9 protein-coding genes and 1 pseudogene are annotated in these 13485 nt (G+C 72.4%); 2 read left to right on the top strand and 8 right to left on the bottom strand.

Features of this window, described 5'->3' with window-relative positions; genetic code table 11:
* Window positions 1-149 precede the first annotated feature (149 nt).
* Window positions 150-377: a hypothetical protein gene (locus D7294_RS13120; RefSeq protein WP_174248341.1), complete on the top strand. Its 228-nt coding sequence runs from the start codon at window positions 150-152 to the stop codon at window positions 375-377.
* A gap of 43 nt (window positions 378-420) precedes the next feature.
* Here D7294_RS13120 and D7294_RS13115 read toward each other — a convergent pair whose 3' ends face one another.
* Window positions 421-759, bottom strand: coding sequence for a chorismate mutase (locus D7294_RS13115; protein WP_120679039.1), 339 nt, complete (start codon window positions 757-759; stop codon window positions 421-423).
* 187 nt (window positions 760-946) lie between these two features.
* On the opposite strand from D7294_RS13115, the pseudogene D7294_RS33140 reads away from it, so the two are divergent.
* A pseudogene (locus D7294_RS33140) lies at window positions 947-1276 on the top strand (helix-turn-helix domain-containing protein); the annotation flags it as partial.
* A gap of 147 nt (window positions 1277-1423) precedes the next feature.
* Here the strand turns inward: D7294_RS33140 and D7294_RS13105 are convergent.
* From D7294_RS13105 to lgt, 7 genes are all read right to left on the bottom strand, one after another.
* Window positions 1424-2290, bottom strand: a complete 867-nt coding sequence (locus D7294_RS13105; protein WP_120679037.1) for a carbohydrate ABC transporter permease — start codon at window positions 2288-2290, stop codon at window positions 1424-1426.
* Window positions 2287-3303, bottom strand: a complete 1017-nt coding sequence (locus D7294_RS13100) for a carbohydrate ABC transporter permease (RefSeq protein ID WP_120679345.1) — start codon at window positions 3301-3303, stop codon at window positions 2287-2289. The genes D7294_RS13105 and D7294_RS13100 overlap by 4 nt, the downstream gene beginning before the upstream one ends.
* Before the next feature lie 13 nt (window positions 3304-3316).
* A complete protein-coding gene (locus D7294_RS13095) occupies window positions 3317-4615 on the bottom strand; it encodes a sugar ABC transporter substrate-binding protein (RefSeq protein ID WP_241562323.1) in 1299 nt (432 codons plus the stop codon).
* A 245-nt stretch (window positions 4616-4860) separates the two neighbouring features.
* Complete coding sequence (locus D7294_RS13090; RefSeq protein WP_120679035.1) at window positions 4861-6321, bottom strand: glutamate synthase subunit beta; 1461 nt, start codon at window positions 6319-6321, stop codon at window positions 4861-4863.
* On the bottom strand, window positions 6314-10867 hold the full coding sequence (gltB, locus tag D7294_RS13085) for a glutamate synthase large subunit (RefSeq protein WP_241562322.1): 4554 nt from the start codon (window positions 10865-10867) through the stop codon (window positions 6314-6316). The genes D7294_RS13090 and gltB overlap by 8 nt, the downstream gene beginning before the upstream one ends.
* Before the next feature lie 406 nt (window positions 10868-11273).
* The gene (locus D7294_RS13080) at window positions 11274-11972 is read right to left on the bottom strand and encodes a VIT1/CCC1 transporter family protein (RefSeq protein ID WP_120679031.1); all 699 of its coding nucleotides are present in this window, start codon (window positions 11970-11972) and stop codon (window positions 11274-11276) included.
* Between the two features lie 228 nt (window positions 11973-12200).
* Window positions 12201-13415 carry a prolipoprotein diacylglyceryl transferase gene (gene lgt, locus D7294_RS13075; protein WP_120679029.1) on the bottom strand — a complete coding sequence of 405 codons (1215 nt, stop codon included), beginning with the start codon at window positions 13413-13415 and terminating at the stop codon, window positions 12201-12203.
* Between the last annotated feature and the right edge of the window lie 70 nt (window positions 13416-13485).

The following is a 13485-nucleotide window of genomic DNA, read 5'->3' as shown; positions in this document are numbered from 1 at the left end:
CCCTCCGCGCACAGCCGATTCCCCACTTCACGAGGTCAGGTCAGGGAAGGGGCCGCCGCGGGAGGGAGCCACGGTCGCCGCCGCCTCGGTGGCGAAATCCCCGCAAAGCCCGCACTGTGGTGGAAAAGGCACGAACCCGGGAGGCCACTGTGATCGTCAAGATGCTCCACGAGAAGGGGCTGCGCAGCGAGCACGCGTACTGCGCCGGCGCCGCCTCCATCGGACTCTCCATCCTCAGCTGGGCCGGGTCGCTGAAGGCGGAGCCGGGCGGGGACCTGTCGCGCGCGGACCGGTGGGGGATCTTCGTGGGCGAGTGGGCCCCCACCTTCTTCGCCCTCGGCCTCGCCCTGGCCAATTACGAGTTCGCGGAAAAGTGAAGGGCCGGGGGCGCCGCGTCCCGGCGCCCCCGGCCGGGGCACGCTAGTCGGCCGCGGCCCGCTCGCCGTTCAGCCGCCGTCCCGCGATCGTCTCGTGGTGCCGGATGACCTCGGCGATGATGAAGTTGAGCAGCTTCTCGGCGAAGGCCGGATCGAGTTTGGCCTCCTCCGCGAGCCTGCGCAGGCGGGCGATCTGCCGGGCCTCCCGCGCCGGGTCGGCGGCCGGGAGGTGGTGGTCGGCCTTGAGGCGGCCTACCCGCTGGGTGCACTTGAAACGTTCGGCGAGCATGTGCACGACCGCGGCGTCGATGTTGTCGATGCTGTCGCGCAGCGCGGTCAGCTCCGCGCGCACGCCTTCGTCGAGCTCGGCGCTGGGATTCATGCTCCCACCCTATGCTGCGGCGGCGACTGCCCCGGCGCGGCGGCGAAGGGCCCCGTGCCGCACCGCCGCCCACCGGGCACCTCCCGGTGCGCCGGGTCGGAACCCGAAGCGGGGAGCCGGCCTTCCCGACCAGGCCGACACGAGGAAGAAGCAGGAGGCGAAGGGGAGCAGGACCAGTGCGGCGTGCATCGGGGACCAGCCGAGTCCGGTCTGCACGCAGGCCGCCGCCCGCCGCGAGCTCGGGGACTTTCTGCGCACCCGGCGCGAGCGGCTGAGCCCCGAGCAGGTGGGCCTTCCTCCCACCGGGCGCCGCAGGACGCCGGGCCTCAGGCGCGAGGAGGTGGCGGTGCCCGCCGGGGTGGGTGTCACCTGGTACACGTGGCTCGAACAGGGCAGGCCGATCAACGTCAGCACGCACGTGCCGGGGGCCGTCGGCCGGGCACTGCGACTGGACGACGCCGAGAGCCGGCATCTGCAACTGCTCGCGGGCATGCGGGTGCCGCCGGCCGAATCCGCCGGAAGCGACTCCGCCCTGCCGGGGACGTTTCGTGATGACGCCGGTGGACGAGGCCACGTCCGCAAGGCTGACCCGGCTGGCCGGCCTCGCCACGGCGGCCGGCGGCGGGCGGTCCGGGGGCTGACCTCGCCCGGCCCCCGGCCGGATTCAGCGGATGGCGCCCGCCGCGAGGCCGCCGGCGAGGCGGCGCTGGACGAGGACGAAGAAGATCAGGACCGGCAGCGTGATCAGCGTCGAACCGGCCATCACGGCGCCCCAGTCGGTGCTGTACTGGCCGAAGAAGGCGTGCAGGCCGACGGCCGCCGTGTACTTGCCGTCGTCCTGCATGAAGACGAAGGCGAAGACGAACTCGTTCCAGGCCACGATGAACGCGAAGATGCTGGTGGCCACGAGCCCCGGCGCGACCAGCGGCAGCAGCACCGAGCGGAACATCCGCCACCAGCCGCAGCCGTCCAGGTAGGCGGCCTCCTCGACCTCCTTGGGCACCGCGGCGACGAAGCCGCGCAGCGTCCAGATGGCGAAGGGCAGCGAGAAGGCCAGGTAGACGATCGTCAGGCCGAGGAGGCTGTTGAGCATCTTCAGGTCGCGCATCTGCAGGAAGAGCGGGATGACCAGCGCCTCCATGGGCACCATCTGCACCACGAGGATCATCACCAGCACCTTGCTGCGCATCCGGAACTGGAAGCGCGCCACCGCGACGGCAGCGAACAGGGCGAGCAGGCCGGAGAGCAGGACCGTGCCGAGGCCCACCACCAGGGAGTTGAGGAGGTACCTGCTGAAGTCCCCGGTGTCCAGGACGTAGCGGAAGTGGTCCAGGGTGAAGCCGGAGGGCAGCACCGAGGAGCCGCGGTGGCCCGCCTTGGGGTCGAAGGCCGAGGACAGCATCCAGTACACCGGGAAGAGGGTGAACGCCAGCAGCGCGGCGACGGCCACCCCCAGGCCGAGGCGCCGCGCGGGCGAGGTCCGGCGGCCGGGTCCCGCGACGGCGGGGCCTGCGGTGCGTGCGGTGCTCACAGTTCGTCCCGCTCCCTGGACAGCAGCCTGATGTACAGCACGGTGATGCCCAGCAGCAGCAGCGTGAGCAGGACGGCGATCGCCGAGCCCATGCCGTACTCGTTCCTGCTGAAGGACTGGATGTAGGACCACACGCCGAGGTTCAGCACGTCCTCGTTGGAGCCGGCGCCGCCCGGCATCAGGTAGACCTGTGCGAAGACCTTGAAGTCCCAGATGGTGGACAGGATGGTCACCACGAGGAAGACCGGCCTGATCACCGGCACGGTGATCCGCCAGAACCGCTGCCACGCGTTCGCCCCGTCCATCAGGGCCGCCTCGGGCAGCTCCCGCGGGATGGTCAGCAGCGCCGCGTAGACGGTGACCGCCACGAAGGGGAAGCCGTGGTGGACGACGTTGAGCGCGGCGATGGCGTAGAAGGCCCAGCGGTCGGTGAACCAGTTGGTCTGCTCGGGGTCGATCAGGCCGAGGGCGTCCAGGCCGCCGCTGACCACGCCGTCGAGCGGGTCGAAGACCCAGATCCACACGTAGGTTCCGGTGACCGCGGGCATCGCCCAGGCCATCATGATCACGCTGGAGCAGATGGTGCGCCACACCCGCCCCAGGCGTTGCAGCAGCAGCGCCACGAGGGTGCCGAAGGCGACGGTGAGCAGGACGCAGGCCAGCGCGAAGACGACGGTGTTCGGCAGCACCTTCGTCCACAGGAAGGAGTCGCCGAGGATCTCGCGGTAGTTGCCGAGGCCGATGTAGTTGCTCTCGCCTGTGTTGATCTCCCGCAGCCCGTAGTCCTGGAGGGAGAGTTGCAGCACCCGCACCAGCGGCCAGAACAGCAGGACCGCGAGCACCAGCAGCGCCGGGGCGAGCAGCAGCCAGGGCCGCAGCCCGCGGCGCAGGCGCCGCGCCCGGGCCTCCCGGGGGCCACCGCCGGCCGGCTCGCCGCCGCGCCCTCGCCCGGTGACCGTCGCGGCGAGCGCCGCCGGGGCCGCCGCCTCCTCGGGGGCGGCGGCCCCGGTCAGGCCGGACCCCGACTCACCCGCCAAAGGTCTCGTCCATGCTCGCCGCGGCCTCGTCGGCCGCCTCCTGCACGGACGCGTCGCCGCTCAGGATCTCCTGCACCATCCGCGTCACCACCTGGTCGCCCTGGATGGTGCCGTACGCCTCGGTGACCGGGACGCTGGCGCCGGCCTCGCTCATCTGCTGGGCGAACGGCGCCACCAGCGGGTCGTTCTCCGCGACCACCGCGTCGAGCAGGGACTGCTGGCCGGGGAAGTAGCCGGAGGACTCGGCCCACTGGGAGGCGAAGTCGCCGGTGGACATCAGCTCGATGAGGTCCCAGGCCAGGTCGGGCTGGTCGCTGTTGAACTCGCCGAGCAGCGAGCCGCCCACGAAGGAGGGGCTGAAGCCGCCCTCGGGTCCCGGGATCGGCACCACGCCGATCTTGTCGGCCCAGGACGGGTCGTCGGCCAGCAGCGTGTTCACGGTCCAGTTGCCGTTGATGACCATGGCGGACTGGCCGTTCTGGAAGCTCTCCAGCTGGTCGGTCTCCAGCCAGGTGCTCGCCGCGGCCACCGACACGTCGTCCTCGGTGGCGAGCGAGGTGTAGAAGTCGATGCCCTCCACGGCCTCGGGGGAGTTGATGGTGGAGTGCCACTGGTCGCCGTCCTGCTCGGCTATCTGGCCGCCGGCGCCCCAGATGAACGCGTCCACGCTGTACTCGCCGCCGCCGATCACCGGGAAGGGGATCATGTCCGGTTCGAGTTCCTTCAGCTGCAGCGCGACGTCCCGCAGCTCGTCCCAGGTGGTGGGCGCCTGGAGGCCGTGCTCCTCGAAGATGTCCTTGCGGTACATCAGCGAGCGGGTGCCGGCGTACCAGGGCATCCCGTAGACGGCGCCGTCCACGGTCGCCGCCTCCCGCAGGGCGGGGACCAGGTCGTCGGCCAGGCCCTCGGATTCGATGGTCTCGGAGAGGTCGGTGAGCGCCCCGGCCGCGCCGAACTCCGGCGCCCAGGTGGTGCCGATCTCCGCGACGTCGGGCAGTTCGTCCCCGGCCATCGCCGTGGTGATCTTGTCGTGGGCGTCGGCCCACTGGATGAACTGGACGTCGAGCGTGGCGCCCGTCTGCTCCTCGAACGCCTCCTTGAGCGACTCCACGTAGGGCTCGGCGTCGGGGTTGGTGCCCTCCATGATCCACAGCTGGAGGCTGTCCCCTCCGTCCCCTCCGTCGTCCCCGCAGGCCGTGAGCGCACCGAGGCTCAGCACGGCGGCCGCGCCGGCGACCAGGCGCCGAGCGCGCCTGAGCGGGGGTCTCCCCATGGGGGTGTGCAGCATGACCAGGCCCCTTCTGAAGTGCGTGGATCATCCGGCCGGACTGAGCGTCGATTGTGACAGCGCGGAGTTCACACGAGCCAGGTCTTGCGACATCACGGAACGGCACCGATTGTGGTCCACACCACTGGAAACGGTGCGGCGCCCGCCCCCCGGTCGGGTAGGGGGCGGGCGCCGGGCCGGATGCCGTGGCCGGCGGTCCGGGGGCCTTCTGCGGGGGGCCGGCCGGAGCCGGGCGGCCCGACGGGTCAGACCGCCAGCGGGCGGTCGGTGGGCCGGATCGGGTAGGGAAGGGTGGACTCGCCCGTCAGGTAGCGGTCCACGCCGCGGGCCGCGGCCCTGCCCTCGGCGATGGCCCAGACGATGAGCGACTGCCCGCGGCCCGCGTCGCCGGCCACGAACACGCCCTCGACGTTGGTGGCGTACGAGGCGTCGCGCGCGATGTTGCCGCGGGCGTCGAGCTCGACGCCGAACTGCCGCAGCAGGCCGTTCTCCTGGTCGGTGCCGGTGAAGCCCATGGCGAGGGTGACCAGTTGCGCCGGAATCCGCCGCTCGGTGCCGGGCAGCTGCACCAGCTTGCCGTCCTTGAACTCCACGCCGACCATGTGCAGCCACTGCACGTTGCCGTCCTCGTCGCCCTCGAAGTGGGTGGTCGAGACGGAGTACAGCCGCTCGCCCCCCTCCTCGTGCGCGGAGGTGACCTTGAAGGTCATCGGGTACGTCGGCCAGGGCTGGTGCGCCGGGCGGTCCTCGCCCGGCCGCGGCATGATCTCCAGCTGGGTGACGGAGGCCGCGCCCTGCCGGTGGGCGGTGCCCACGCAGTCGGCGCCGGTGTCGCCGCCGCCGATCACCACGACGTGCTTGCCCTCCGCGGAGATCGGCGAGCTGATCAGGTCGCCCTCCTGCACCTTGTTCGCCAGCGGCAGGTACTCCATCGCCTGGTGCACGCCCTTGAGTTCGCGCCCCGGCACCGGCAGGTCGCGCGGGGTGGTGGCCCCGGCCGCGATGACCACCGCGTCGTAGCGCTTGCGCAGCTGCTCGGCGTCGAGGTCCCGCCCGACCTCCACGCCGGTGCGGAACTTGGTGCCCTCGGCGCGCATCTGCTCGATGCGGCGGTTCAGGTGGCGCTTCTCCATCTTGAACTCGGGGATGCCGTACCGCAGCAGGCCGCCGATCCGGTCGGCCCGCTCGTAGACCGCGACCGTGTGCCCGGCCCTGGTGAGCTGCTGGGCGGCGGCCAGGCCCGAGGGCCCGGAGCCGATCACGGCCACCGTCTTGCCGGAGAGGCGCTGCGGCGGCTGCGGGGTGATCGCCCCCGCCTCCCACGCCTTGTCGACGATGGTGACCTCGACGTTCTTGATGGTGACCGCCGGCTGGTTGATGCCGAGCACGCAGGCCGACTCGCACGGCGCCGGGCACAGCCGCCCGGTGAACTCGGGGAAGTTGTTCGTCGCGTGCAGCCGCTCGCTCGCCGCGGTCCAGTCGCCGCGCCAGGCCAGGTCGTTCCACTCGGGGATCAGGTTGCCCAGCGGACAGCCGTTGTGGCAGAAGGGGATGCCGCAGTCCATGCAGCGGCCGGCCTGCTTGGTGATGACGGGCAGCAGGGAGCCCGGCACGTAGACCTCGCGCCAGTCCTTGACCCGCTCGCCGACGGGACGGGTGCGCGCGACCTCGCGCTCGGTCGTGAGGAAGCCCTTCGGATCAGCCATGGGTCGCCGCCTCCATCATCTTCTCGTGGGTCTCGGACTCGGAAAGCCCGGCCCGCTCGGCGGCGTCCTTGGCGGCGAGCACGGCCTTGTACGTGGTGGGCATGATCTTGCTGAACCGGGCCACGCCCGCCGCCCAGTCCGCCAGCAGCCCCTCGGCGACGGTGGAGCCGGTCTCCTCGGCGTGGCGGCGCAGCAGCTGGTGCAGCCAGTCGCGGTCGGCCTGGTCCGGCTCCTCCACCTCGACGAACCCGGGGTTCACCCGGTCCAGGTCGAGGTCGAGGACGTAGGCGATGCCGCCGGACATGCCGGCCGCGAAGTTGCGCCCGGTCTCGCCGAGCACCACGGCCCGGCCGCCGGTCATGTACTCGCAGCCGTGGTCGCCGACGCCCTCGGCGACCACGGTGGCGCCGGAGTTGCGCACGCAGAACCGCTCGCCGACCCGCCCGCGCAGGAACAGCTCGCCGCCGGTCGCGCCGTAGGCGAGGGTGTTGCCCGCGATGGTGGAGAACTCGGGCAGGTGGTCGGCCGCCCGGTCGGGGCGCACGATCAGCCGGCCGCCGGAGAGGCCCTTGCCGACGTAGTCGTTGGCGTCGCCCTCCAGGCGCAGCGTGATGCCGCGCGGCAGGAAGGCGCCGAACGACTGGCCCGCGGAGCCGGTGAACGTGATGTCGATCGTGTCGTCGGGCAGGCCCTGGCCGCCGAACTTCTTGGTGACGGCGTGGCCCAGCATGGTGCCCACGGTGCGGTTGATGTTGCGGATCGCGAGCTGGGCGCGGACCGGCTGGGCGGCCTCGGGCGTCTCGGCGGCGAGCGCGTCGGCCGAGAGCCGGATCAGCTCGTTGTCCAGGGCCTTGGCCAGGCCGTGGTCCTGGGCGGTGGTGCGGTGCCGCGCGGCGCCCTCGGGCAGCTCGGGGACGTGGAGCAGCGGGCCCAGGTCGAGGCCCTGGGCCTTCCAGTGGTCGACGGCCCGGCCGACGTCGAGGAGCTCGGCGTGGCCGACGGCCTCTTCCAGGGTGCGGAAGCCGAGCGCGGCCAGCAGCTCGCGCACCTCCTCGGCGATGAACTCGAAGAAGTTGACCACGAACTCGGGCTTGCCGGCGAAGCGTTCGCGCAGCACCGGGTTCTGGGTGGCGATGCCGACCGGGCAGGTGTCCAGGTGGCAGACCCGCATCAGGACGCAGCCGGAGACGACCAGCGGCGCGGTGGCGAAGCCGAACTCCTCCGCGCCGAGCAGCGCGGCGATCAGCACGTCGCGCCCGGTCTTCAGCTGCCCGTCGGTCTGCACGACGATCCGGTCGCGCAGGCCGTTGAGCAGCAGCGTCTGCTGGGTCTCGGCCAGGCCGAGCTCCCAGGGGCCGCCGGCGTGCTTCAGCGAGGTCAGCGGCGAGGCGCCGGTGCCGCCGTCGTGGCCCGAGATCAGCACCACGTCGGCGTGCGCCTTGGAGACGCCGGCGGCGACGGTGCCCACGCCGACCTCGGAGACCAGCTTGACGTGGATCCGGGCCGCGGGGTTGGCGTTCTTCAGGTCGTGGATCAGCTGGGCCAGGTCCTCGATGGAGTAGATGTCGTGGTGCGGCGGCGGGGAGATCAGGCCGACGCCGGGCGTCGAGTGCCGGGTCCTGGCCACCCAGGGGTACACCTTGTGCCCCGGCAGCTGGCCGCCCTCGCCCGGCTTGGCGCCCTGGGCCATCTTGATCTGGATGTCGTCGGCGTTGACCAGGTACTCGCTGGTGACGCCGAAGCGTCCCGAGGCGACCTGCTTGATGGCGCTGCGGCGCCGCGGGTCGACCAGCCGCTCCGGGTCCTCGCCGCCCTCGCCGGTGTTCGACTTGCCGCCGAGCCGGTTCATGGCGATGGCCAGGGTCTCGTGCGCCTCCTGGGAGATGGAGCCGTAGCTCATCGCGCCGGTGGAGAAGCGCTTGACGATCTCGCTGACCGGCTCGACCTCCTCCAGCGGCACCGGCTCCCGCTCCCCCTCGCGCAGCCGGAACAGCCCGCGCAGGGTCATCAGCCGCTCGGCCTGCTCGTTCACGCGCCGGGTGTAGCTGCGGAAGATGTCGAACCGCCGCTCGCGGGTGGCGTGCTGGAGCCGGAAGACGGTCTCGGGGTCGAACAGGTGCGGCTCGCCCTCGCGGCGCCACTGGTACTCGCCGCCGATCTCCAGGTCGCGGTGCGCGGGGGCGACGCCCGAGGCCGGGTACGCCTTGGCGTGCCTGGCGGCGACCTCCCTGGCGATGACGTCGAGGCCGGCGCCGCCGATCTTGGTGGCGGTGCCGTGGAAGTAGGTGTCGACGAACTCCTGGTCGAGGCCGACCGCCTCGAAGACCTGCGCGCCGCGGTAGGAGGCGACGGTGGAGATGCCCATCTTGGACATCACCTTGAGCACGCCCTTGCCGAGCGCCTTGATCAGGTTGCGGATCGCGGTGGGCGCGTCGGTGTCCGGCAGGTAGGTGCCGCGGGCGGCCAGGTCCTCGACGGACTCCATGGCCAGGTACGGGTTGACCGCGGCGGCGCCGTAGCCGATCAGCAGCGCCACGTGGTGGACCTCGCGCACGTCGCCCGCCTCGACCAGCAGGCCCACCTGGGTGCGCTGCTTGGTGCGGATGAGGTGGTGGTGCACGGCCGAGGTGAGCAAGAGGGAGGGGATCGGGGCGTGCTCGGCGTCGGAGTGCCGGTCGGAGAGCACGATGACCCGGGCGCCCTCGGCGATCGCCGCGTCGGCCTCGGCGCAGATCTCGGCCAGCCGCCGGGCGAGCGCCTCGCCGCCGCCGCTCACCCGGTAGAGGCCGGAGAGGGTGGTGGCGGCGAACCCGGGCAGGTCGCCGTCCGCGTTGATGTGGATGAGCTTGGCCAGCTCGTCGTTGTCGAGCACGGGGAAGGGCAGGGTCACGCTGCGGCAGGAGGCCGGGGCCGGCTCCAGCAGGTTGCCCTGCGGGCCGAGCGAGGAGAGCAGCGAGGTGACGAGCTCCTCGCGGATGGCGTCCAGCGGCGGGTTGGTGACCTGCGCGAACAGCTGGGTGAAGTAGTCGAAGATCAGCCGCGGCCGGTCGGAGAGCGCGGCGATGGGGCTGTCGGTGCCCATCGAGCCGATCGGCTCGGCCCCGGTCTTCGCCATGGGGGCGAGCAGCACCCGCAGCTCCTCCTCGGTGTAGCCGAAGGTCTGCTGGCGGCGGGTGACGGAGGCGTGGGTGTGCACGACGTGCTCGCGCTCGGGCAGGTCGGGCAGGTCGATGAGCCCGGCCTCCAGCCAGTCGGCGTACGGGTGCTCGCCGGCGAGCTGCCGCTTGATCTCGTCGTCCTCGATGATGCGGCCCTCCGCGGTGTCCACGAGGAACATCCGGCCGGGCTGGAGGCGGCCCTTGCGGACCACGCGGCCTGGCGCGATGTCCAGGACGCCGACCTCGGAGGACAGCACGACGAGGCCGTCCTCGGTGACCCAGTAACGGCCCGGGCGCAGTCCGTTGCGGTCCAGGACCGCGCCGACCTGGGTGCCGTCGGTGAAGGTGACGCAGGCCGGCCCGTCCCAGGGCTCCATGATCGTGGAGTGGTACCGGTAGAAGGCGCGCCGGTCGGGGTCCATCGACTCGTGGTTCTCCCACGCCTCGGGGACCATCATCAGCACCGCGTGCGGCAGGCTGCGCCCGCCCAGGTGCAGCAGTTCGAGCACCTCGTCGAAGGTGGCCGAGTCGGAGGCGCCGGGGGTGCAGACGGGGAAGATCCGCTCCAGCGGGCCGGTCCCGAAGAGGTCGGTGGCCAGCTGGGACTCCCTGGCCCGCATCCAGTTGCGGTTGCCCTGGACGGTGTTGATCTCGCCGTTGTGCGCGACGAAGCGGTAGGGGTGGGCCAGCGGCCAGCTCGGGAAGGTGTTGGTGGAGAAGCGGGAGTGGACCAGGGCGATCGCGCTGGTGAGACGGCGGTCGGAGAGGTCGGGGAAGAACGGCTCCAGCTGGCCGGTGGTGAGCATCCCCTTGTATACGAGGGTGCGCGAGGACAGCGAGGGGAAGTAGACACCCGCCTCGCGCTCGGCGCGCTTGCGCAGCACGAAGACGATCCGGTCGAGGTCGAGCCCCGTGCGCTCCCCCCGCGCGTCGGCGACGAAGAGCTGCCGGAAGGCGGGCATGGTGGCGCGCGCGGCGGCACCGAGCAGCCCGGGGGCGACCGGCACCTCGCGCCAGCCGAGCACCTTCAGCCCCTCCTCGCCCGCCAGCTCCTCGATCCTGGCCACGGCCGCGGCGGCCTCGTCGGCCGCGGTGGGCAGGAAGGCGGTGCCGACGGCGTAGGCCCCGGTCACGGGCAGGGCGAAGGAGACGCTCTCGCGCAGGAAGGCGTCCGGGACCTGCAGGAGGATGCCGGCGCCGTCGCCGGTGTCCGGGTCGGAGCCGGTGGCCCCCCGGTGTTCGAGATTGCGGAGGACGGTCAGCGCCTGGTCGACCAGCTCGTGGCTGGGCTCACCGGTGAGAGTGGCGACGAAGCCGACGCCACAGGCGTCGTGCTCATGGCGCGGGTCGTACATCCCCTGGGCAACCGGATGGGACGCAGAACGCATCGGCTCTCCCGTCGTCGTCTTGGGCAGTGCTGGTTCCGAGGGACGACGCTGGCCCTGGCGTTAAATTTTCGTGCAGATTACACGATGTCCCGATTCCCGGGAAGCGGATACTTCTGTCCGCGATACGGACTAAGCATCAGGTGGCGCGCCGGAGATGGCGGTGTTTGACCGGCCATGGCCCGGGCGGCGCCGAGGGTCTCGGCGGGGGTCTGCCGCACGCGAATCTCCGAACACATGCCCGGCCGCCGCGCGCTGAAACCCGAGGGAAACAAAGCTCACCCCGAAGGACGCCCACGCCACCCAACGTGTCCGGCAGGCGGGTGTATTCCCACGGTTCGCCCCCTCGGGGGAGGCCGGCCGGCGGGGGCGCCGGTTGCCGTGGTGTTGTCTTCGGATGAATCCCAGATTACCCGAGCGATGTCCCGAACAAAGAGCCGAGCGCATAGGTGATCCCGGCCGCGGCGGCGCCGAGGAGCAGCTGCCGCAGCCCGCTGTACCACCAGCTCCGCGCGGTGACCCGGGAGACCACCGCGCCGCACAGGAAGAGCCCGAGCAGCGCCAGGGTCACCGCGATCCACAGCGTGCCGACGCCCACCAGGTACGGCAGCACCGGCAGCAGGGCCCCGACGGCGAAGGAGCCGAAGGAGGAGACGGCGGCCACGGTGGGCGAGGGCAGGTCCCCCGGGGCCACGCCCAGCTCCTCACGGGTGTGTATCTCCAGGGCCTGCTCGGGGTCGGCCGACAGCTGCCGCGCCACCTCGCGGGCCAGCTCGGGCTCCACGCCGCGGCCCACGTAGACCGCGGTGAGCTCCTCCAGCTCGTCGGCCGGGTGCCGGGCGAGCTCGCGCCGCTCCACCTCGATCTCGGCGAGCACCAGCTCGCGCTGCGAGGCGACGGAGGTGTATTCGCCCGCGGCCATGGAGAAGGCCCCGGCCATCAGCCCGGCCATTCCGGCCACGACGATCGTGTGGGAGGAGGCGGAGCTGCCGGCGACCCCGGTGATGAGGCCCAGGTTCGAGACCAGTCCGTCCATGGCGCCGAAGACGGAGGGACGCAGCCAGCCGCCGGTGACGTCGCGGTGGCTGTGGTGCGCTTCTGCCGACATGGCCCTCCCCTGTCTTTCCCGGCCGCCCGGACCGCCCGGCGGTTCCGGACGGCGGGTCCCGCCGCCGGCCGCGCGGCTCGGGCGAACGCGCGGCCGGGACGGTGCGGACGGGAGAAAGGGTGGCACTCATTTCGCACCGGGGCTAGCAAGGCAGGCCATACTAACCTCGCTGACCTGGGGTTTCGGCCCGGGTCCTGGAGCGGGGCTGCGGCGCGCTCCCGGGCGGGCTCAGGCCCTGGGGCCCTCCGCTGCCTCCGGCTCCCGCGCGGCCCCGGCGCCCTCGGGCGTCCGGTCCGCCTCCTCCGCGCTCGGGGTTTCCGCGGCCTCCGCGGCGGGCGCGGTCCCGGCCGCCTCGCCGCTCTCCGCGGCTTCGCCCGCCTCCGCGGCCCCGGCGGCCTCCGGCGCACCGGCGCGCTCCGCCGCCTGCTCCGCCTCCGCCTCGCCGGCCCGCTGCTCCCCGGCCTCTTCTGCCTCGCCGGCCTCTTCCGCCTCCCCGGCCTCTTCTGCCTCTCCGTCCCCGGCGGAGGCGTCCCCGTCGGTCGCGGTCTCGCTCGCGGCGGCGCCCTCCGGGTCCTTTGCGGGCGCCCCCGCGGCCTCGGCGCCCCCGGCCTCCACGGCCGCGCCCTCCGGCTCGGCCACGGGCTCGACGGCCTCCTCGCGGCCGGGCCGCAGCCGGGCGGAGAACACCAGGTAGAGAACGGCCGCGGTGAAGACCAGCAGCGAGGTCCAGTCGTTCAGGCGCAGGCCGAAGAACGTGTGGGCCTCGTCGATGCGCAGGTACTCGGTCCAGAACCGGCCAGTCGTGTAGGCGATGACGTACACGGCGAACGCCCGCCCGTGGCCGAGCCGGAAGCGGCGGTCGGCCCACAGGACGAGGAACCCGACGCCCAGGCACCACAGCGACTCGTAGAGGAAGGTCGGGTGGTAGGTGCCGTGGTGGATGCCGTTGTCGATCTCCAGGCCCCAGGGCAGGTCGGTGGCCCGGCCGTAGAGCTCCTGGTTGAACCAGTTCCCCCAGCGGCCGACCGCCTGCGCGAACGCGAGACCCGGCGCGATCGCGTCCGCGAGCGGCGGCAGCGCGATGCCCCGGCGGCGGCAGGCGATCCACGTGCCCAGGGCGCCGCCCGCGACGGCGCCCCAGATCCCGATCCCGCCGTCCCAGATCTTGAAGGAGTCGACCCAGTCGCGGCCCTCGCCGAAGTACAGCTCGTAGTCGGTCACGACGTGGTAGACCCGCGCCCCGACCAGCCCGAAGGGCACCGCCCACACGGCGATGTCGGCGACGGTGCCCGGCTGCCCGCCCCGCGCCACCCAGCGGCGCCCGCTGAGCCAGATGGCGAGGAAGACGCCGATGATGATGCACAGCGCGTAGCCGCGCAGCGGCAGCGGACCGAGGTGGATCTCGCTTTCGCTCGGGCTGGGAATCGAGGCAAGGATGTCCATGGTGCCCCCGACGCTACCGTGCCCGCCCGCGGAGTGGGAATCCGTGGCCCCCGCTCGGGCCGCCGTGTCA

It is taken from the genome of Streptomyces hoynatensis (assembly GCF_003626535.1).
GTDB classification, from domain to species: Bacteria; Actinomycetota; Actinomycetes; order Streptomycetales; family Streptomycetaceae; genus Streptomyces; species Streptomyces hoynatensis.
Note: the sequence above shows the minus strand (reverse complement) of the source record. Positions and strands in the feature narration are given on the sequence as shown.